A 20267-nucleotide genomic window follows, 5' to 3' on the forward strand; every position below is an offset into this window, starting at 1 on the left:
CGTACCTAGGAAGGACTCCCGGTGCCACCACTGGTGCTCGCCGCCATCGCGGCCATCAGCCTTTCGCTCGCCCTGCTGGCCTGGGCCGTCCTCGCCGGTCCGGACGGCGCACATCGGCGCACCGTCGACAACCTCCGGCGCGGACTGGGCGAGGCCGTCGCGGCCGGACCGGATGAGCGTGCCACCGTGCCGTCGACCCTCCAGTCGGCAGGGCGACGCCTGACGCCGCGCTCGGCCGTGGCACGTCTGGACAGGCTCCTCTCCCGTGCCGGTCGACCGGCCGCCTGGCCGCTGGAGCGTCTCCTCGTGGCCAAGGTCGTCCTGCCGTTGGTGACCGGAGTACTGGGCCTCCTGTTCGTGAGCGCCAGTCCCGGCACGACGTCCGTCGTCATGTTCGCGGTGGTCACCGGTGTGGCGTACTTCGTGCCCGAGCTGCTGCTGCACAGCCGCGGCCAGGAGCGCAGCGACGCCATCAAGCTGGAGCTGGCCGACACGCTCGACCAGATGACGATCGCTGTCGAGGCCGGGCTCGGCTTCGACTCCGCCGTCGCCCGTGCCGGGCGCAACGGCAAGGGACCGCTCGCCGAGGAGCTGGTCCGCACGCTGCAGGACATCCAGATGGGCCAGTCACGGCGGCAGGCCTACGACGCCCTGGCCAAGCGCACCGACGTGCCGGACCTGCGCCGCTTCATCCGAGCGGTGATCCAGGCCGACACCTACGGCATCGCCATCGCCGACGTGCTGCGCACCCAGGCAGGCGAGATGCGGCTCAAGCGCCGCCAGCGCGCGGAGGAGAAGGCCATGCAGATTCCCGTCAAGGTGATCTTCCCGCTCATGCTCTTCATCCTGCCCGTCCTGTTCATCGTGCTGCTCGGACCTGCGGTGATGGACATCGTCGCGGCGTTCAGCTAGACCGCGAAGGGAGCATTTCCGCATGCCTCACGCGATCCTGCTCACCGCCGTCGCAACCGGCATCGGTGCCGCCGCGATGACGCCGTGGGTACGGCGCCTGGCCGCCACCGACTCCGCCTGGGTCAGGTACGGGACACACATTCTCGTCGCGGTGCTCGGCGGTGCGGGCGTCGCGACGCTCGCGAGCGGCTGGGACCTGCTCGCCTTCGCCGTCGTCGTGCTGGCCTGCGCGCTGCTCGTGGCCATCGACCTGGCCGCCTACCGACTGCCCGACGTCGTCATCGGTCCGGCGTGCCTGCTGTTCTTCGTGGCCCTGACGATCGCTTCCGCGGTCGACGGCGACTGGTCCCGACTGGGTCGCTCGGCGGCGAGTGCCGGTGTCCTTCTCGTCGCCTACTTCGTCCTCGCGTACATCTCCCCGTCCGGCCTCGGCCTCGGTGACGTCAAGCTGGCGGGGCTGCTCGGCGGGTTCCTCGGCTGGCTGGGGTGGAGCCAACTCTTCCTCGGGACGCTCGCCGCCTTCGTCCTCGGCGGACTGTTCGGCCTCGTGCTGCTGCTGACAGGACGGGCGAACCGCCACACCGATTTTCCCTTCGGGCCCTGGATGGTGGCCGGCGCCGCCGTCGGGGCGGCATGGGGTGCCGCCTTCCTGGGGTAGCGTCCGGAACGTGCGACGGCCTAGTCGACCAGCTCGACCACCCGGCCGACCTGCGCCGGTTCGCCTTCACGGCTCTAACCTGGCCGCGATGGAGGAGCTGCGACCCGGACGCCTCCGGGACACGTGAGAGGTCAAGCCCAACGCCGCGATGCTGCGCAATGCCTCGGTCGGTCTGTCGGATTCCGCACGGGCCCGGTGGTACCGGCGGGATGTCCAGGTCGGGACGCGCCCCGGGAACTGCGCCGCGTCCCCGCAGGTCCGTGCGCGTGAGCATGTCCGCCAGTCTAGGTCGGGCCGGGCACGCGACCGGTGCTCAGGCCGCGCGGTGGGACCGCTCGAGCGGGTCGCCGCGGGCCACCCCGGGCGGGGGTGGCGCCGTCGAGGTGAAGGTGTGGCCGGTTGGCGTCCGCGTGGTGACGGCATGTCGCTGGGCCGCCGGATCGACGTGCTGCTGCCAGCCGAGTCCTTGTTTGGCGTGGTTGCACGCCTCGCACAGGCCCTGGCCGCTGTCCGCCTGGGTCGGGCCACCGTCCGCGGCCGCAGTGACGTGGTCGATGTGGCGGACAGGGGCGTCGCAGTAGGGCGTGCGGCAGATTCCCTGGTCCCGCAGGGCGAGGAAGTCGGCCAGCCCGGCCGGAAAGTAGCGACTCTTGGAGGTCATGGCGACCAGCCGGCCGGCGGGGTCCGCGTACAGGAGCCGGATCCATGCCTTCGCCTCGGCGGAGAGGGTCCCGGCGTTCAGGGTCTCGGAGACGAGACGGCGGGCGATCTCCGCCGGGATGATCTGTGCCGGCACACCTCTCGCCGTGATCGTGGCGGCCTCCCTCCCGCCGCCGAGTAGGGCGACGTCGGAGATGGTCATGTTGACGGTGAGCGGCACCGCCGGCGGGGAGACCGAGATCTCACCGGTCGCCTCGATCTCGGCAGCGGGTAGCTCGGTCCCGGTGAGCCGGGCGTGCAGCAGGTCGGCCATCAGCTGACCCTTCCCGCGCGGATCGCCCTCGATGTTGTGCAGGTGCTCGGCGTCCTTGGTCAGGCTCGCGTACGCCGCGACGCCCTGAACAGTGGGCACCAGCGCGGTGAGGTAGCACATGGCGTCGGGTGCCGGACGAACACTCACCCGGCGTTCGGACTCCGCCCGGCGCGCACGCTCGACAACAGCAGCCGGATCGCGCTGCGCGGCAGCCTTCTTCAGCATCCCGACCAGCGCCTGGGTACCCAGCCCGTCCAGTCTCGCGGCGTCCCCGCAGACCTCCTCGTCGATGGCCCGCCGGTCACCGACGTCGAGGCAGGCGGTCTCCCGCGCCACGAGGATCGCCCGCCACTCGGACAGCTCGCCGTCGTGGAAGCGGGCCGCCGTGTGCGGCAGCTCGGACCTCAACGTCTTGGCGAACGCCAGCAGCTGCTGGCCACGGTGCGGGGACTCACGGCGAGCCAGGGCGATCTCGGAGGCCACACCCTGGCCGCGGCGGGCGGCGGGTACGCCCCGCTCCGCCCGTTCGGCCCGACGCGTCCGGTCGACCTCGACGGCAGCCTCGGCCTGTCGTGCGCACGCACTCGCCTTCAACGCCTCGAGCTCAGCGATCAACTCCACCAGGTCGGCCGGCTCGGCCGGCAACGGCTGCTCCGCGACACGGGCGCGGAAGATCCGCACCTGCATCGCCGTCACCACCGCCGTCTCCGCCATGAATCGAACAGTAGTACGAGCCACCGACATCACTCGGAGCGGCCACGCCGAATGTGGACCGGCCGGCATCCGCGCACCCACCTGTGGATACCACGGCGGCACCGCCGGTACGTCCGACCGCAACAGCCGTTGCGGGGATCCGGTCACAACCCAACGTCGCTGCTCCCGGCCGTCTCCGGTGCTCGGCACAGTCGCTCCCAGGAGCCGTTTCGTCCTGCGCCCGCGGGCGACGAGCCCTATCGGTTCTTCTCCGCACCGATCGTGGTGTCGTCGCCGTGACCGGTGTGCACCACCGTGTCGTCGGGCAGGACGAACAGCTTCGCGCGGATCGTTTCCTCGAGCGTGGGCAGGTCGCTGTAGCTGCGTCCCGTCGCGCCCGGGCCGCCGTGAAACAGGGTGTCGCCCGTGAAGACGCAACCGAGCTCGGCGGCGTACAGGCACACCGCCCCGGGGGCGTGCCCCGGCGTGTGCAGCACCTGCAGCTTCGTGCCCGCCACGTCCACCTTGTCGCCATCCGCCAGGTCGAGATCCCAGAGTTCCGCGGTGTGGGTCAACGCCCACAACGGCCGGTCGTCCGGGTGCAGCAGGATCGGCGCACCGACCCGCTCACGCAGCTCCGGCGCCGCCCGGACGTGATCGTCGTGCGCGTGCGTGCACACGATCGCGACAACTCGTCGGTCACCGACGACGTCCAGGACGGCGTCGACGTCGTGCGGGGCGTCGATCACGACGCACTCGCTGTCGTTGCCGACCACCCAGATGTTGTTCTCGACGTGATGCGTCTCGCCGTCGAGGCTGAAGGTGCCGCCGACCACTCCGTGGCCGACCGTGATCTCCGCGCCCGCCATCAGAGCACCACCACGCTGCGCAGGACGTCGCCCCGGCGCATCGTCTCGAAGGCTGCCTCGACGTCGCCGATACCGATCTCTTCGCTCACGAACGCGTCCAGGTCCAGTCGGCCCTGCTGGTACAGGTCAACGAGCATCGGGAAGTCGCGGCTCGGCAGGCAGTCGCCGTACCAGCTGGACTTCAGCGCCCCGCCCCGGCCGAAGACGTCGATGAGCGGAATCTGCGGCACGGTCATCTCGGGCGTCGGGACACCGACGAGGACGAGGACGCCGGCGAGATCGCGGGCGTAGAAGGCCTGCTCCCAGGTCTCCGGTCGGCCGACCGCCTCGATCACCACGTCCGCGCCCTCGGCGCCCTCGTAGGTCTCGCCGGCGATCCGCTTGATCTCCCCGACCGGGTCGGCCTGCGAGGAGTCGACCGTGTGGGTGGCGCCCATCTTCTTCGCGGTCTCCAGCTTTCCGGCGTCGATGTCGACGGCGATGATCGGGCTGGCACCGGCCAACGCCGATCCCGCGACGGCGGCCGCGCCGACACCGCCGCAGCCGATCACCGCGACGGACCTGCCGCGCGTCACGCCGCCGGTGTTGATCGCCGCGCCGATGCCGGCCATCACGCCGCAGCCCAGCAGCCCGACGGCGGCCGGTCGCGCGGACGGGTCGACCTTCGTGCACTGCCCGGCGGCGACCAGGGTCTTCTCGGCGAACGCCCCGATGCCGAGCGCGGGGGACAGCTCGGTGCCGGCGTCGGGCCCCTCGGCGAGCGTCATCTTCTGCGTGGCGTTGTCCGTGTTGAAGCAGTACTGCAGGTCGCCTCGCGTGCACGCCCGGCACTCGCCACAGACCGCCCGCCAGTTGAGGACCACGAAGTCGCCCGGTGCGACCTCGGTGACATCCGCTCCGACCGCCTCTACGACACCCGCGGCTTCGTGGCCCAGCAGGAAGGGAAACTCGTCGTTGATCCCGCCCTCGCGGTAGTGCAGGTCGGTGTGGCACACCCCGCAGGTCTGCACCCGCACCAGGGCCTCGCCCGGCCCCGGATCCGGCACGTTGATGGTCGTCAGCTCGACCGGCGCTCCCTTGTTGCGTGCGACGACTGCTCTCACCTTGTGCATCCGCGTCCCTTCGCCGAGCTACCCGTCCACGGCGAGCCTATGGGAGTCAGCGAGTCCTCGAGCCGGTCTCCTTGCGCGACACGGACTCGCTCAACTCAGGCTGGAAACAGTGGCTGGCCCCACCATCGGAGTGTCGCGCTCAGCCGTTGACCCCAGGATGGGTACTTGCCGGGCTGCGTACGTCGGAAGGTCTCTGCTGTTTCCAGTAACCGCAGCACGATGAGGGCCACGCATCTGGCGTCGAAGTCTGCAGCGTTGCGGTTGACCGCTGTCGCCTCGATGAAGCCGAGCCACGAGCAGTACACCAGGGCCTGGCGGCTCCAACTGGGGCTGGCACAGGACCGTCTACGCGCCTGAGTACCTCGGCGTGCCTGCCATGCGCGAAGAGAAGGGATCACCGATGCAGGATGCTCTATCGCTCCGCCGACGCTCATGAGCAGACTGAGCCCATGTTGACGACGGAGCCGTTGGGCCCGCGAGCGCGGGATGCGGGGCAAATGGAGGCGCTGTTCGGGTCGGGGTGGCCGGCGTTCATCTCGGCAGATCGCCTCGCGGAGGAGTATTTGCCGCAGGTGCGCGAGCGCTTTACCGGGTTCGAGCTCGTCGTTCTCGATGACGAGAGCCCGGTCGCCGCGGGCTGGGCGGTCCCGATCGCCTGGGACGGTACCCGTGATGGCCTACCCGCCGGCTACGGCGACTCTCTGCGCCGCGCTCTTGAGGGAGGAGACGGAGGCGACGACCCTGGTCGTCTGCGCTGCGCAGGTTCACCCTGAACGTAAGGGCGCCGGTCTCGCCGGCACGCTGCTGGCCGCGTTCCGCAACCTCAGCGCCACCGCCGGGTACGCCCACGTCATCGTGCCGCTGCGCCCCACGATGAAACCGCGGTACCCGCTGACCCCGATCGATGTCTACGCCCAGTGGACCCGGACGGACGGCCTTCCGCTGGACCCGTGGCTGCGGACGCACGTCCGCATGGGGGCGACGATCCTCGACGTCGCGCCGCGATCCCAGGTGATGACCGGCACTGTCGCTCAGTGGGAGGGGTGGACCAGGATGCTGTTCCCGGTATCGGGGGAGTACGTCATCCCCGACGGCCTATCAACCCTGCGCATCGACCGCGACGCGGACGAGGGAACTTACATCGAACCGAACATTTGGATTCAGCACCGCTGAGGCATGTGTAGGCCGCGTACGGGGAACTTCTGGCGACCAGGGTGTGCCCGCATGCCGGTCCCCTCAGCGCACGCCCGCAAGGCCGGTCGGCGACAATACGCAAGTGAGCGAAAACTGGGACGTCACCGATGCCGAAGGTACGCCAACTGGCAAGGTCTTCCGCCGAGGCGCCCCCGGCTGGCCAGAGGGGAGATTCCATGTCGTTGCTGCAACCTGTGCGTACCGACTCGACGGCATGGTCCTTCTGACGCAACGCGCTGCGAGCAAAGAGTTTCCCCTAGGTTGGGAGTTTCCTGGGGGCAGTGCGCTGGCAAGGGAAACGAGCGCTGCCGCCGCACGCCGTGAGCTGCACGAGGAAACTGGGTTGAGGGCATCCCCAGCTTCGCTAGCTTGGGTCGGCCGATTTCCTGAGACTTCTGCTCTGATCGACCTATATGTCACACGAGTCCGCAGCCCGGCCACTTTGGTGTTGGACCCCGCCGAGGTTGCTGCGGCCGAATGGGTCCCGTTGACCGAAGTCGAACAGCGACTCCGATCTGGCACTATGGCCTCCCCGTGGGTCGCACGGCTGGATGCGCTCTGGGTGCCGCTCGTGAGAGCAATCGAGGGCGCCCGATAGCCGGTCCCCGGGCGCAGACTCTGCCGGGAAGGTCCGGACCGGATCCTGGCGCCCCACAGACCGGCGAGGTCTCGAACCGGTGAGGAGGACTCGCCGGAGCACGGCCAGGTCGCCGGCTCCGCATCATCGCGAGCAACTACCGCGGTGCCTCTTTGGGGCCTGCTCGTGAGTCGCTGTCGTCGGGTGCATCGGTTCCACCCGGGCCGCCAGACGTTCCTCCACCGTCCGACGGGAGTCTCGTCTGCAGGCGGTACAACTCCTCCTCGAGCCTTGCAATCCGCTCTCGGTCTCTCCTGCCAGCGGCGGTGGCACGGACAACGAGCCAGATCACCAGGGCGACGAGCAAAGGCAGGATCACCAGGACGAAAATTACGATATGGGTCGGCTGCAGGCCGTTGCGGAGCATCGGAACACCCTAGACGTGCCAGCGATATGCCCGTGCCGGTTCCGGCGCTCTAGAAGCGCCGGTCCAGTGCCCGTAAGCCGGTCCCTCTCCGGGACGGTGTTGACGGCCGGGCGTGGCGAGCCACGCCGTTGAAGTTCTGCGCATGGCGTGGTTGCGTAAGACCCGCCCGCGAAAGTGCCCGGTGAAGGGGCGCTAAACGCTACAGCCGGGCCGGTGATGATCGGATACGCGCGTGTCTCGACGAACGAGCAGGACCTGACCGCCCAATGCGAAGCAGTCGTGGCTCTTGGCGTCGACGAGGACGTGCTTTACGTCGACCACGGGCTGACCTGCGCGAACCGTGCACGACCCGGACTACGTGAGGCACTTGCCGCCTGTCCCGCCGGAAGACACCCTCGTGGTCATCAAGCTCGACCGTCTCGCCGGGTCACTGCCGGATGCTCGAGACATCGGCGACGAGCTCACCCGCAAGGGTGTCGCCGTCAACCTCGGTGGAAGCCTGTACGACCCGACCGACCCGGCCGGCCGGCTGTTGTTCAACGTCCTCGGCATGGTTGCCGAGTTCGAGGCCGACCTCATCCGCATGCGCACCCGCGAGGGCATGGCCGTCGCCAAGGCGAAGGGCCGGCTGCGCGGCAAGCAGCCCAAGCTCTTGACGTCCCATGAGGCCCACCTGGTGACGTTGCACCGCGCGGGTAGCCACACCACCGCCGAGATCGCCGAGCTGTTCAGCGTCGCACGCTCCACCGTCTACCGCGCCGTTCAGCGGGCAGGCACTCAGGACTGAGATTTCGACATGTTGGTCGACTCACGGTCTGACGCGCGGTGCGTTGCGGGGCTATCGCGTGCACGCCGGCGTTGTCTCCTCCTGTGAGGGGCGAACGCTTGTCGGTTCCTCTGTCGTTGCTGCGTCCGTAGTTGGTTCCTCTGAGCTGGGTTCGTCGATGGTCGGCTCGTCTCCGGTCGCGGTGATGTCGGCGTCGATGGGGCGGTCGTGGAGGAGGTTGTCCCAGACGGTGTCAGCGTCCGCGGCCGGGACCACTCTCGCCCCGGCCCACTCGAACGGCATAGTCGCGAACCGGATGTTCTCGGGCTCGATGCCGCGCAACGAGTTGGCCAGGCCAGCCATGTTGGGCAGCCGCCCGACCCACTCGCCGGTGGTGAGCGTCTTGGTGCCGGCGTTGAGGAAGCGGTAGAGGGCCGGGGGATTGGTGAGCAACTGGATGCTCAGCGCCTCCCGGGCGATCGCCGCAACGAGCTGCTGCTGCCGTCCAATGCGGTTGATGTCCGAGCCGTCGCTGTTGGCGACGCCGTAGCGTGCACGGGCGTACCCGAGGGCGTCCTGGCCGTTGAGCACGTGGCAGCCCGCCTCGAGGCTCACGTGGGCGCTCGGGTCGTCCACCGGCTCGGGGATGTACATCGGGACACCGTCCAGCGCCTCGATCACCGCCTGGAAGCCGGCGAAGTCGACGACGACGAAGTCGTCGATGGGGACTCCGGTGAGTTCCTCGACGGTCTGGATGGTGCATGCGGCGGCGTAGGCGACGTCACCCGTCTGGCCGCCCAATGCGAACGCTCTGTTGAACATCGCGTCGTACTCTGCGGCCGTCTGCGTGCCGTTGGGCAGGTGGCACTCGGGGATGTCCACCAGGGTGTCGCGAGGAATCGAGACCACCTCGAGGCGCGACCGGTCGGCGCTGACGTGGGCGATCATCGTCGTGTCCGAGCGCATACCGCCGACGTCGGAACCGTCGTCGTTCGCGCCCTGACGGCTGTCGCTTCCCAGGACGAGGATGTTCAGTGCGCTCCCGGCCCGAGCATCCTCGGGCCCTTCCTGCTCGCCGTCGTCGTCCATGCGGGTGGGCCGGTCGGTCCCGAGGAGGTCGTCGACGTCGTGCCGGTTAACGTTGCCCTGAAGGTTGGAGTACGCGAAGGCCAGGCAGCTGACGAGGAACACCGCAATGGCGAGTGTCGCGGTGAGCAGCTGTCGGCGCAGTTCATGCCGGCGTAAGGACTTGGCGTGGCGTGCGCCGAGCGGGTGGTCGCTCCTCTGGTGCGCGCTCGCCATCCGGCGATCCTACGTTTCGGGGAATGCCCGCCAGTGGAAAAGGAGATGTCCGACGACGAGGCCGAGGACGCAACCGCGTCAACCTGGTCGACATAGCGGCCCGTATCGGACACGGGTGGTCCGGCTGGTTGTGTCGCTCCACGATATCCGCCCGTCCGGGGGCGGCGAGCTGTCGCGGGCCACGGTTGTGACCGCGGGCAGTGCTCGGCGCTTCGAGGTGGTACGGAGGGGATGCAGGGTAGGGGTTCGTGGGCATGTCCGAGCTGGAACCGGGTGCAGGGCCCTCTGGTGGCGTCTGGCCGTAAAGCCAGCTGAGGCGAGCGGCAGTGTCTGCCGCTCGCCTCAGCTGGTTGGGTCACGGTGAGGTGGCCGTGGGTAGGTCAGTCGTTGTGCTCGCTGCCGCGGGTGTAGTTGTCGGTGTGCTCGTCGTCGTCGCCTTCGATCTCCTTGGCGAGCATGGCGGAGCCGATGGCCCAGATGGCGGCGCCGATGAGGCCGACCCAGACGCCGACGTCGGAGGCGAGGTCGTCGCCGCGCTCGAGGCCGCCCATCGGGTTGATCGCGAAGGCGAGGCACTGGATGGTCGCGGCGATGCCGACGGCCATCGTGACGAGGGTGAGGCCGCGGTGCTGGCCGCGGCGCGCGCGCTTGGCGGCGTAAACCAGGGCGATGAGAAGGCCGAGGCCGAGGTAGGCGATGAAGGGGACGAGGGAGTCGGTCTCGTACCCGGTTCGGGGGTCGGCGCCTTCGTCAGGGTTGACCCAGTTCATGAACGGGGAGACGTTGAAGACGATGATGCCGGCCGCGGCGACGGCGAGCCCGGTGGTCTTGGCGCGTCGGGTACCGCGAGTCGAGGGCGTGACGTTCTGGTTTGAGCTGGTCATGGTGATTCCTTCGGGGAGGTGGGAACGCGGCACGTGGGGTGCCACGTTTTCTGGGGGTCAGACAGATGTTGGGTGTGGCGAGGTCCGCTCGACGGTGGTGGTCGAGTGGACATCTCCGTCGTGGTCGACGATGTCGACGAGCTCACCGATGCGGGTGACGTCGAGCAGGAAGCGGACCACCTGGGGCGGGCTGATGAAGGTAGGCCGGTGATGGGTGGCCTGGACGAGCCGGCTGAGGGTCGCGATGACTGAGGAGTCCATGAACGTGACGTGGCGGGCGTCGACCTCGACCGGCCGGTCGTGCTGCACCGCCTCCTGGACGGCGTCGTGCAGCTCTGGCTTGGTGAGCAGGTCCAGCTCGCCGCCGAGTACGAGACGGACGTGAGTCGCCGAGACGACCAGCGCGACGTTGCCCGGTCCGGGCTGAGGAAGCGTGGGATAGGTAGACACGGTGGCCTCTCCCGAGGTGGACAGGTCGGCCCACTTTCGGTGGACCTGGAGGATGGACGGCCATCAACGGCAGGTACGCGTCTGCTGTGTCGGTCTCGGCTGGGGCCGGTGTACGACGCGGAAGGTCGCTGAGTAGTGCGGAGGGCCGGGCCGGTGCCCGGCGGTACTGCGCGATCTAGCGCATGTCTACAGCGTAGGTCTACGCTGTAGTCTACGCAAGCGGAGCCGCATTGGTTGGGTTCCACGAGCCCACCGGAAGGAACGCAGTGCCAAACGTGGAGCGGCCCACAGGCGGGGAAGCCTCGCAGCAGGGAGTCCGGCGAAGTCGGCGTGAGCCGTTGAGCCGCGAACGGGTGCTCCAGGCCGCGCTCGCCCTGGTGGATGCAGAAGGTGTCGACGCGCTGTCGATGCGCCGCTTGGCGCGAGAGCTGGGCTGCAACGCGATGGCGCTGTACCGCTATGCGCCCAGCCGGGACGCGTTGCTCGACGGGGTCGTGGAGAGCGTCATGGCGGAGCTGGCCAGTACGCGCGACGGGGCTGACTGGGAGGACCAGCTGCGGCGGACCGCGCACGATTTCCGCAACCTCGCGCTGGCGCACCCCCGCGTGGTGCCACTGCTGGCCACACGGCCCCTGTCCACCCCGCTCGGTCTTCGCCCGCTCGGCACCCTGCGGCCCCTGGAGATGCTCGTGGCGCTGCTGGTCGACGCCGGCTTCTCACCCAGCGACGCGCTGCACGTCTACCGGGCCTACTTCGGCTTCCTCTACGGTCACGTCCTCACGGAACTACAAGAGGTGGCCGCCGTCGCCAACCCGGAGGAGAGCAACGACCTCCTCCGGCTAGGCCTGCACCGACTCCCGCCGCGGGAGTTCCCCCACGTGCGGCGGCTCGCCTCCGAGCTGGCTGACTACGACGGCGCAACCGAGCTCGACCAGGGACTCGACATCCTCCTGACCGGACTGTTGAACCAGCTCCGCCCCGGCGCCCCTACGAGATGACACCGGGCAAGCGACACCGGCCACCCAGCGCCGTCACAGCCGATCCGCGTCGCGCATCGCGCATCGCGCCCAGTGTTGCCCCACCGGACGTGCCACCAACCGGGGAACGTGACGTCGGCGAAGGTCGTGGGGAAGCCCGCCATGTCGTGCAAAGGGTGGAGAGCGAGAGCACGCCGGTGACTCTTGAGATAGCGCCGCTCGAACGGCGTGAGCCCCGGATCGAGGACGTGCCACTAAGTCCGCGTCTGGAGACGTTGAGAGACCCCGCGTCAGGCGGCACGCCTGCCGCTGGTCAACGCGTTCCAGCTCGCCGAACTGCCGCCTGGTCCCACCAGGCATCGACTGCGCCGACGACCTCGACCAGGCTGCGCCTCTCCGGCCCATCTCGGCCGTCAGGGGTGCGATGCAAGGCGTGGTCATCGAAGACGTGAACGATGTCGCGAAGCAAGCTGGCTCGGCGCCACTCGTCCAGACCCATCAGGTGCCCCCTCAGAGCAGCGACGATCCGAACCGATTCGATTTCTGTCATCGCACACTTCGCCTCATCGTCGAAAACCTGCATTCAGTACCGTCATGATCTTTCCGATCATGACCGAATGCATCGTGAGTTGTAGCCGGTGGCAGAGGTCGGCCCCGCCCTACTCTTGAGCCCCGTAGGAGAAGCCCCGCCCCACTGGGACCGTCGAAGAGCCTGAGCTGCGACCGAGCCCTCGGTCAGGGAGATACCGGCACCACTCTGTCCACCGCTCGAGGGGCAGGCCGGGACTCCGTTCCTGCACGTTGGCCAGAACGCAGGTGTCGGCAGCTCCGCCGCGGTCGGGTACCCAATACGAGTGGCGTCAACCATACCGGCACCCCTGCGTAACGCGATCGGCCACATTCGAACGACCGGACGCGGATTGGAACCGAAGAGCCCAAGGCAGACCTGACGGCTTCTACGCTCTGGGCATGTCCTGGAGCCGACGCCGTACGCGGGCCGTCATCGCCCTGCTGGTGGGCGGCATCGCGATGCTCGCCGGTGCGGCCCTGCTCGGTGGTGGGTCGATCCGGGCGTGCCCCGCGATTGGCTACGCAGACATCTCTTCGATCGAGCTTGAGTTCGACCCGAGCCTTGGGGTCAACGCCGTAGCCGCCTGTTTGGGAACCGACTGCCAGCCGGTGGCGCTCACCGGAGCGGGTGGCAAGTGGTCGGTGCCGCAGTCGGCGGAGTACCTCCAGTCCACCGAGCCGGGCAGCGTCACCCAGGTCAAGGTTGAGGCCTCATCGGAAGGTGACGTCGTCGTGGAGAAGGTCTTCGAGGTAGCTCGCGAACGGGACGATGGCACCTGGTGGCAGCCAGAGTGCCCTGGCCCGTACCACTACCTTCCAGTGTCGATTGGTCCATGACCTGCTCCGGCAATCGCTGAAAGCGATACCGCGTCATCACACAGCGACAACCCGTACGCCGGCTGTTACACCAAGGATCTGTCCACGACACCGGCATCGTGTAGCGCGGCGGATGTGCGCCGTCACAGGTCGACGTGACTCCGATGCCTCGAGACCTTCGCCATGAACGGCACGGAGCCCAGCCCGACGGCGATCGCCCCCACGAACAGCCACGCGTACGTGTTCTCCGAGACCGCCAGCAACACGCCCGCGAGGGCGGGAGCCAGGCTCTGCGGAAGTAGCGTCGCGAGGCTGAGCACACCGAGGTCACGGCCGTGGTCGCCGCTGGAGGGGAGGACGTCGAGCATGAGCGCCAGATCGGCCGTCAGGTACGCACCGCGGCCCAGCCCGGAGACCACGGCGTAGGCGACGAGGCCCTCGAACGTCGGGACCAGCAGCGGGATCAGCAGCCCGAGCAGGACGACGGCGGTCGCGCCGAGCACGGCCGGTACCCGGTTCCCGCGCACCAGTCGCATCGCCGTCACGGCACCGATCGCCAGACAGCTGATGTGGACGCCCACGAGCACCGCCACCGTGCCACCCGCCTCCGTGGCGTCGACACCGGTGAACTCCATGACGATGTAGAGCAGGTAGCCCATGACGAGCTGGCTGCCGAGCACGAGCATGAACCGGCCGGTGAACACGAGGCGGAAGTCGCGCGCCGCCCACGCCCGCGACCAGGCCAAGGAAGTCCGTACCGGACCCGCCGTCGGATCCGGGTTGGTCGCGGCGAAGGTCACCATGGCGACGACGAGCACGGCAGCCAGCGAGGGCAGGACGGGGAGCCCGCCATCGAGCATCGCGCCGGCGACGACCGCTCCGACCGCCAGGCCGACGATGCCGCCCGCACCGTAGAAGGATGACGCCCGTGGGCGTGCGGCCGACGGGACGCGGTCGGCCAGGACCGCGTCGAGCGGTGCTTCGACGACGTTGAGCAGGGGTTGGACGATCAGCCATCCGAGACCCACGGCGAGCAGGCTCTCGGCGCGGTCGAGAGCGAGTATCGCCACCGCCGCGGCGAGTGCGCCGCCCACGATCCACGGCGATCGCCGGCCCCATCGGCCTCGAGTGCGGTCCGACCAGGCCCCGGCCAGCGGGTGGACCACCATCGTGGCCAACGACGAAGCCGTCATCACGATCGACAGGTTCGTCTCCTTGGCCGCCTCGTCGGCCTCGGCCACCTGCGCGGGCACGATCACGCCGGCGATCGCTCCGTAGAGCACGTTGAGGGCGAAGCTCGCAAGGAGCAGGGACCACAGCAGCCGACGGTTCACCGGAACGGATCCTGCCAGGTCACAGCGTCACGGCGGGACGGTGTCCACTCGCCGGTCGTGCGCCGGTCAGCGAAGCGAGAGCAAGCGGTCCTCGAGCGCCTCCGTGAGGATCCGGACCGCCTTGGGCCCGACGCCGTGCAGCGCGAGGAGCTCCTGCTCCGTCCGGGTGGCGACCTGCTCGAGGGTGGTCAGCCCTGCTTCCGAAAGGGCGCGGGTGGCGGGCCCGCCGATGCCGGACGGCAGATCTGGGACCCGGTCTGACGTGGAAGCCGCGGTGCGGGACGCCGCCAGACGCTTCGGCGCGCGGTGGAACCAGGCCTGCCGCACCAGCGCGTTGAGCTGCTGGCCGTCGACGTCACCTAGCGGGACCGTGAAGCCGATCGGCGTGCCCGCCCGGACGAGCCGCTCGCCGGTGGGATGTGCCGCCAGAGCAGCTTCGGCGTCGTCGTCGGAGAGCTGCAGCTGGACCCGGCCGTCCTTGGCGACCGACGCGAAACCTTTCCCGCGCACGCTGAAGGCCACCATGCCGAAGTGGGTGCCCTCCGTGACCTCGGGAAGACGAAGCGCGACTTTGCGGAGCTGAGCAACGGTGGTCATGGAGCCGACCGTAGTCGGACGTACCGTTCGGGACGGGTGGCTGACCGCGCCCCGACCGCTCGTTCCAGGAGGGGCGGGCTGACTCTGACGTACGGCGCCGGGAATTAGCCTCGCTCGGTCGCCGGCTCGCTGGCAGGGTGCGGACATGCCGGCCGACGACGTCACATATCGGGTGCGCGGTGGCTTCACGGACGCCGAGCTCACCGAGCTTCATGGCCGTGCCTTCGGCGACGGCGACCGTCGTGCCGACGGCATCGTCATCCCGTGGAACAACCGCCTGGCGCTCAGCATCGCCTGGGTGACCGCCCGGCAGGGCGGCGAGCTGCTGGGGTTCGTCAACGTCATCGGCGACGGCGGGGCCCACGCGGTCCTCCTCGACACGTGCGTCGCACCGCAGGCCCAGGGCAGGGGCGTGGGGAAGCGGCTGGTGCACGAGGCCGCCGACGAGGCGAGACGGCTCGGCTGCACCTGGCTGCACGCCGACTACGAGCCGCACCTCGTCCGGTTCTACGAGCAGGCCTGCGGCATGCGGCCCACGCACGCCGGCCTGCTCCGACTGACTGGCAGCGGCGCCCAGGCACAGTGATGCGCGTGCTGATCCGGTCGTAGCATCAGCTCGTGCGTCGGCTCAGGGCTCGGTTCGGGCCGGAGCGTCGGCGCTCATCAGGCGGTTCGCTCCTGCGCGGTACGGGCCATGCCCATGTCCTCACCGTCGCTGGTCATGTCGTCGTTCGTCTGGTCGTCCGAGTCCATGTCCTCGGCGTCGCCGGAGTCCATCTCTTCGGGGTCGCAGCTGCTCGAGTCGTCCGGGTTCCCGGACGGCATGTCGTCTGAGCCCATGTCGTCGGAGTCCGTCCCCTCGGAGCCGGTCATGTCCTCGGAGCCCATGTCGTCGGAGTTCTCGGTCATGTCCTCGGCCGGCTCGTTCTCGTCGGCGGAACCGGCGCCACAACCGGCGAGGAAGAGCATCAGGCAGGTCGTCACAAGTCCAATGAAGTAGCGCATGACTTCAGCCTGCTGACCCCCCGGGCCCGGTGCCTAGACGTTGCGGCCTTACAGCCTTCTGACGAACTCCTTACCCACCCATAACACCCCTGGTCACAGCGGGGACGCGCGTCAGCCGGACCCCACCGAGCCGGTCTCCCCGGACCCCACCGAGCCGGCCGCGTAGCGGTACGCCTCATCCAGCACGCCGGGCCACAGGTGAGGCCGGTCCGGCAGGACGCCCACCCACTCGCGGGCAGCGTTCCGGCCGATCCGGACACGCGTGGCGGTCCCGCCGTCGACGAGCTCCGCGGCGCGCTCCACCGGCACCTTGACGATCAGCTCGCCGTCCGTGCCGACGAAGGCGAGCACCTTTCCGCCCACGCGCAGCGCCTCGCTGCCGAACATAAACGAACGGTCGACACCGGGGACGGTCCCGGCGAGATCGTCGAGGACCTCCTGCCCCCGGCGGCGTGCCGCGCGCCGGTCGGCGGGCTTCGTCGGGCCGGTCATCCCGCGGACCCGGCCGGCGCCACCTCGCCTACCGCTAGCGCGAACGGAAGCCGGTCGAAGACGATGCGCATCTCGATCACCTTTCCGTCCCGGACGGTGTGCCACTCCGCGCCGGGCGCGCTGGCGACGTCCGGCGTCCCGGTGTCGTACATGACCAGTGCCTGGTCGCTCTCGCCGAAGGCGCCGATCAGCTCGACCCGCGTCGTCATCGCCGCGAACGGCCCCATGAAGTCGCGGAAGGCGTCGGCGCCGGTAATGGTCCCTGCCGGCGTGTGGCAGGTGATGTCGGGAGAGATGTAGGTGATCGCGTGCCCGAAGTCGCCGCCCGCCCACGCCTGGTGGTATGCGAGCGCCACCTGCAGCGCGGTGTCGGTCCGGGTGTTCGTCATGACTCCTCCTGGTGTCGGTATCTGATGAGACACCGGGACGACGTCGATCGGCACGGTCGGCACGGAATTTCACCTCGGAGGCGAAAGGACGGGCACGCTCGCCGCCTAGCGAGAAGATGCTCGCGTGACGACGTCGACGCTGGAAGCCGCCCGGTCGGGCGACGAGGCGCCCTTCCACGAGCTCACCGCACCGCACCTGCACGAGCTGCACGTGCACTGCTACCGCATGCTCGGCTCGGCCGACGACGCCGACGACCTGCTGCAGGAGACGCTCGTCGCCGCATGGCGAGGCCTCGGTGACTTCGCCGGCCGGTCGTCACTGCGGTCCTGGCTCTACCGCATCGCCACCAACCGGTGCCTGAACGCGATCCGGGCCGACAAGCGGCGACCGCCGTCGCCCGTGCCGCCGTTCGATCCGCCCCCGCCGACGCGACGCTCGGACACCACGTGGCTGCAGCCCTACCCGGACGACCCGTCCGTGACCGCCGAGCGCCGGGAGGTGATCGAGCTCGCCTTCGTCGCGGCCCTCCAGACCCTGCCGCCGCGCCAGACCGCGGCGCTGCTGCTCGTCGACGTGCTCGGGTTCTCGCCGGCCGAGGCGGCCGGGATGCTCGACGCCCGCCCGGCCGCAGTGAAGGGCCTGCTCCAGCGGGCGCGGGCGGGCACGGCCGGAGCCGCGGCCACGACGAGACCGGATGCCGCGCAGGAGGGCCGCCTCGCCCGGCGCCTGGCGGACGCGTTCACCGCCAACGACGTCGACGCCGTCGTCGCGCTCCTCACCGACGACGCCTGGCTGGCCATGCCGCCCGCGCCGCACGTGTACGTCGGCCGCGAGGACATCGCGGCCTTCCTGCGGGCCAGTGCCGCCGGCCGCGGCGGGCGGTACGTCCTCGTCCCGGTGCGTGCGAACGGTCAGCCGGCCTTCGGGTGCTACCTGGCCGACGGCGCAGCGGTGCGCGGCACCGGGATCCTCGTCGTCACCGTAGGAACGGGTGGCATCACCGGTCTCACGCGGTTCCTCGACCCGAGCCTCCACCCGCGTTTCGGGCTCCCGGGCACGCTGCCCGACGACGTCACCTGACGACGTCCCAGACCTGCTTCTGAACCCCGTTGGAGTAGGTCTCGTGCTCGGCGAGTGTGAGGTTGGCCTTCGTGCCGTCCTCGGCCGGGAACAGCCGCTTGCCGTCGCCGAGGAGGAGCGGGAACACCAGCAGGTGGTACCGGTCGACGAGGCCCGCCGCGAGGAGCGCCTTCGCCAGGCTTCCGCTGGCGTGCACGAGGATCGTTCCGGCGGCGTCGCCGTCCTTCAGGGCCGCGACGTCGTCGAGGGACCGCAGGACCGAGGTGTTGTTCCACTCGGGGTTCTCGAGCGTCGAGGACACCACGTACTTCGGCATCGCGTTGTACTCGGCGAACTCCTCCATGCTCGGCCACACCGGCGCGAACTCGTCGTAGCTGACCCGGCCCAGGAGGAGACAGCCGGCCTCCTCCTGCTCGCGGCCCTTGAGCTCGTACATCTCGGGCACGGCCTTGACCTCGGTGTACGTCCATTCGGGGTTCTCGATGACGCCGTCGAGGGTGATGAACTCGCTGACGATCAGGGTGCGCATGGTTCTCCGTTCATTGGTCGTATCGGTGCTGATGCCGGGGAGATCCGGCTCGACCGCCGGTCCTACCCGGCGACGCGGTACCGCAGGTGCGTGGCGCTCGGGGTCTGGACGGCGTCGAGGCTCTCGAGCCGGACGTGGTGACCGAGGCTGTCGAACAGGGGCGTGCCGGAGCCGAGCAGCACCGGGACCAGGTGGATCCCGATCTCGTCCAGCAGCCCCGCCTCGAGGAACGCCGCACCGGTCTGGGCGCCGCCCATCACGTAGACGTCCTTGTCGCCCGCGGCCCGCCGCGCCTGGGCGAGCGCCTCCTCGGGCCCGTCGGTGACGAAGGTGTAGACCCCGCCCTCCGGGCTCGACGCCGGCGCCTCGTGCGTCAGGACGAACACGGGAGTGCGCTGCATCGGCCCGTCCGGACCCCAGAACGGGACGGCGTCGTCGTAGTTCTTCCGTCCCGAGATGACGGCTCCGCAACCCGCCGCGCCGTCGTTCAGGAAGGACCTGTCGGTGTCGCTGCCGCCGAATGCCCACTCGTGGAGCTGATCGCCGCCGACGCCCAGCGGTTCGGCGGCCGTCTGCCCCGCGGCCGTGATGAAGCCGTCGAGCGACATGCTGATGTCGTAGATGACCTTGCTCATGATCCTTCCTCTCCGTTGGGCCGCTCCGTCATGGCGGCCGTCATCTCGTCGTCGAACTGGGGCAGCGGGTTTCGACACGACAGCGGAGTCGTGAGGAAAATGGTCCCGGCACGTCGGCGACGCCGTCGCCGAGCCGTCGGTACACGCTCTCACGGGTGGGCAACGGAGCTGGAGTCGTACGTGGATTCGGACCGCGAGCTGGTGAACCGGGTACGTGCGGCGCTCGCGGCGGCCGGTGACCCGGAGCGGGCCGCGGGCCAGCAGCGATACATGAGGTCGGTGATGCCTTTCCACGGCCTCACCTCCGCCGAGCTGACCAGGACCGTCCGGTCCGTCTACGCCGAGCACCGGCTCACCGAGCGCGCCAGGTGGGAGGCCACCGTTCGTGCGCTGTGGGACGAGGCCGGCCATCGGGAGGAGCGGTACGCGGCCATCGCACTCGCGGGTCACCGCCACTACCGGCCGTGGCAGGATCCGGACGCCCTCGAGCTGTACCGCCACCTCGTGGTCACCGGCGCCTGGTGGGACTACGTCGACGACGTCGCCACCCACCGTGTCGCGCCGATCCTCGCCGCCCACCGTGACGCCGTCACGCCGGTCATGGCCTCCTGGGCCCGCGACGATCACATGTGGTTGCGCCGGACGGCCGTGCTGTCACAGCTCAACCACAAGGGCGACACCGACGTCGCCCTCCTCGAGGACGTCGTCCGTGCCAACCTGCTCGACTCGCGGCACGGCCGCGAGTTCTTCGTCCGCAAGGCGGTCGGATGGGCGCTGCGCGAGTACGCCAAGACGGACCCGGAGTGGGTGCGCGGGCTGCTGGCCACCCTGGACGACCGGCTCAGCCCGCTGAGCCGACGGGAGGCCACCAAGCACCTGGCGGCGTCCGGCTCGGGAGGTTCGTGACCGGCACGGCGCACGCCGACCGAAACCGCGGCTACCGTCGACTCATGGACGTCGGCAGCGTGTGGGGTCGGGTCGCGAGGATCTCTGCGATGGCCGCCACGAACGGCCCGGCACGCCGG

22 protein-coding genes and 1 pseudogene are annotated in these 20267 nt (G+C 69.6%); 10 read left to right on the forward strand and 13 right to left on the reverse strand.

The genetic code is table 11. The features are described from left to right. Positions 1-21 precede the first annotated feature (21 nt). Positions 22-912: a type II secretion system F family protein gene (locus ABD907_RS12305; RefSeq protein ID WP_345216548.1), complete on the forward strand. Its 891-nt coding sequence runs from the start codon at positions 22-24 to the stop codon at positions 910-912. 22 nt (positions 913-934) lie between these two features. Next, positions 935-1570: a prepilin peptidase gene (locus ABD907_RS12310; protein ID WP_345216549.1), complete on the forward strand. Its 636-nt coding sequence runs from the start codon at positions 935-937 to the stop codon at positions 1568-1570. 313 nt (positions 1571-1883) lie between these two features. Here ABD907_RS12310 and ABD907_RS12315 read toward each other — a convergent pair whose 3' ends face one another. From ABD907_RS12315 to ABD907_RS12325, 3 genes are all read right to left on the reverse strand, one after another. After that, positions 1884-3230, reverse strand: coding sequence for an HNH endonuclease (locus ABD907_RS12315; protein ID WP_486334095.1), 1347 nt, complete (start codon positions 3228-3230; stop codon positions 1884-1886). Positions 3231-3493: 263 nt separating this feature from the next. Further along, entirely contained in the window at positions 3494-4105 is a 612-nt protein-coding gene (locus tag ABD907_RS12320; RefSeq protein WP_345216551.1) for an MBL fold metallo-hydrolase, read from the reverse strand. Beyond that, the gene (locus ABD907_RS12325) at positions 4105-5217 is read right to left on the reverse strand and encodes an S-(hydroxymethyl)mycothiol dehydrogenase (RefSeq protein WP_345216552.1); all 1113 of its coding nucleotides are present in this window, start codon (positions 5215-5217) and stop codon (positions 4105-4107) included. Before ABD907_RS12325 ends, ABD907_RS12320 begins: the two co-directional genes overlap by 1 nt. A gap of 714 nt (positions 5218-5931) precedes the next feature. Between ABD907_RS12325 and ABD907_RS12330 the strand changes: the two genes are divergently transcribed. The 3 genes and pseudogenes from ABD907_RS12330 to ABD907_RS12335 all read left to right on the forward strand — a co-directional run bounded on the left by ABD907_RS12330 (position 5932) and on the right by ABD907_RS12335 (position 8202). Beyond that, a complete protein-coding gene (locus ABD907_RS12330) occupies positions 5932-6390 on the forward strand; it encodes a hypothetical protein (RefSeq protein ID WP_345216553.1) in 459 nt (152 codons plus the stop codon). 103 nt (positions 6391-6493) lie between these two features. Then, positions 6494-7009 (forward strand): NUDIX domain-containing protein, encoded by a 516-nt coding sequence (locus tag ABD907_RS21115; RefSeq protein ID WP_425555761.1) that lies wholly within the window; start codon positions 6494-6496, stop codon positions 7007-7009. 622 nt (positions 7010-7631) lie between these two features. Next, positions 7632-8202 (forward strand): annotated as a pseudogene (locus tag ABD907_RS12335) (recombinase family protein). A gap of 51 nt (positions 8203-8253) precedes the next feature. Here the strand turns inward: ABD907_RS12335 and ABD907_RS12340 are convergent. The 3 genes from ABD907_RS12340 to ABD907_RS12350 all read right to left on the reverse strand — a co-directional run bounded on the left by ABD907_RS12340 (position 8254) and on the right by ABD907_RS12350 (position 10817). Next, complete coding sequence (locus ABD907_RS12340; RefSeq protein ID WP_345216554.1) at positions 8254-9483, reverse strand: LCP family protein; 1230 nt, start codon at positions 9481-9483, stop codon at positions 8254-8256. Between the two features lie 380 nt (positions 9484-9863). After that, positions 9864-10367, reverse strand: a complete 504-nt coding sequence (locus tag ABD907_RS12345) for a hypothetical protein (protein ID WP_345216555.1) — start codon at positions 10365-10367, stop codon at positions 9864-9866. A 57-nt stretch (positions 10368-10424) separates the two neighbouring features. Further along, positions 10425-10817, reverse strand: coding sequence for an STAS domain-containing protein (locus ABD907_RS12350; protein WP_345216556.1), 393 nt, complete (start codon positions 10815-10817; stop codon positions 10425-10427). Positions 10818-11155: 338 nt separating this feature from the next. On the opposite strand from ABD907_RS12350, the gene ABD907_RS12355 reads away from it, so the two are divergent. Together ABD907_RS12355 and ABD907_RS12360 are read left to right on the forward strand one after the other, a co-directional pair. After that, complete coding sequence (locus ABD907_RS12355; protein WP_345216557.1) at positions 11156-11815, forward strand: TetR/AcrR family transcriptional regulator C-terminal domain-containing protein; 660 nt, start codon at positions 11156-11158, stop codon at positions 11813-11815. 948 nt (positions 11816-12763) lie between these two features. Then, positions 12764-13201: a hypothetical protein gene (locus tag ABD907_RS12360; RefSeq protein ID WP_345216558.1), complete on the forward strand. Its 438-nt coding sequence runs from the start codon at positions 12764-12766 to the stop codon at positions 13199-13201. A gap of 122 nt (positions 13202-13323) precedes the next feature. On the opposite strand, the gene ABD907_RS12365 is transcribed toward ABD907_RS12360, so the two are convergent. Both ABD907_RS12365 and ABD907_RS12370 read right to left on the reverse strand, forming a co-directional pair. Continuing rightward, positions 13324-14514 (reverse strand): MFS transporter, encoded by a 1191-nt coding sequence (locus tag ABD907_RS12365; protein WP_345216559.1) that lies wholly within the window; start codon positions 14512-14514, stop codon positions 13324-13326. Between the two features lie 66 nt (positions 14515-14580). Further along, positions 14581-15111, reverse strand: coding sequence for an MmcQ/YjbR family DNA-binding protein (locus ABD907_RS12370; protein WP_345216560.1), 531 nt, complete (start codon positions 15109-15111; stop codon positions 14581-14583). 145 nt (positions 15112-15256) lie between these two features. Here ABD907_RS12370 and ABD907_RS12375 point away from each other — a divergent pair, with 145 nt between their 5' ends. After that, the gene (locus ABD907_RS12375; RefSeq protein WP_345216561.1) at positions 15257-15697 is read left to right on the forward strand and encodes a GNAT family N-acetyltransferase; all 441 of its coding nucleotides are present in this window, start codon (positions 15257-15259) and stop codon (positions 15695-15697) included. A 77-nt stretch (positions 15698-15774) separates the two neighbouring features. Here the strand turns inward: ABD907_RS12375 and ABD907_RS12380 are convergent, their stop codons facing one another. The 3 genes from ABD907_RS12380 to ABD907_RS12390 form a co-directional block, all read right to left on the reverse strand. Further along, positions 15775-16116 (reverse strand): hypothetical protein, encoded by a 342-nt coding sequence (locus ABD907_RS12380; RefSeq protein WP_345216562.1) that lies wholly within the window; start codon positions 16114-16116, stop codon positions 15775-15777. 111 nt (positions 16117-16227) lie between these two features. Next, the gene (locus tag ABD907_RS12385) at positions 16228-16608 is read right to left on the reverse strand and encodes an MmcQ/YjbR family DNA-binding protein (RefSeq protein WP_345216563.1); all 381 of its coding nucleotides are present in this window, start codon (positions 16606-16608) and stop codon (positions 16228-16230) included. Beyond that, the gene (locus ABD907_RS12390; RefSeq protein WP_345216564.1) at positions 16605-16997 is read right to left on the reverse strand and encodes a nuclear transport factor 2 family protein; all 393 of its coding nucleotides are present in this window, start codon (positions 16995-16997) and stop codon (positions 16605-16607) included. Before ABD907_RS12390 ends, ABD907_RS12385 begins: the two co-directional genes overlap by 4 nt. Positions 16998-17121: 124 nt before the next feature. On the opposite strand from ABD907_RS12390, the gene ABD907_RS12395 reads away from it, so the two are divergent. Continuing rightward, a complete protein-coding gene (locus tag ABD907_RS12395) occupies positions 17122-18078 on the forward strand; it encodes an RNA polymerase subunit sigma-70 (RefSeq protein WP_345216565.1) in 957 nt (318 codons plus the stop codon). Here ABD907_RS12395 and ABD907_RS12400 read toward each other — a convergent pair. Continuing rightward, positions 18071-18607 carry a dihydrofolate reductase family protein gene (locus tag ABD907_RS12400; protein ID WP_345216566.1) on the reverse strand — a complete coding sequence of 179 codons (537 nt, stop codon included), beginning with the start codon at positions 18605-18607 and terminating at the stop codon, positions 18071-18073. The genes ABD907_RS12395 and ABD907_RS12400 overlap by 8 nt on opposite strands. 62 nt (positions 18608-18669) lie before the next feature. Next, positions 18670-19242, reverse strand: coding sequence for a dihydrofolate reductase family protein (locus tag ABD907_RS12405; RefSeq protein ID WP_345216567.1), 573 nt, complete (start codon positions 19240-19242; stop codon positions 18670-18672). A gap of 180 nt (positions 19243-19422) precedes the next feature. On the opposite strand from ABD907_RS12405, the gene ABD907_RS12410 reads away from it, so the two are divergent. Further along, positions 19423-20148: a DNA alkylation repair protein gene (locus ABD907_RS12410; RefSeq protein WP_345216568.1), complete on the forward strand. Its 726-nt coding sequence runs from the start codon at positions 19423-19425 to the stop codon at positions 20146-20148. The last annotated feature ends 119 nt before the right edge of the window (positions 20149-20267 follow it).

The organism is Georgenia halophila (genome assembly GCF_039541595.1).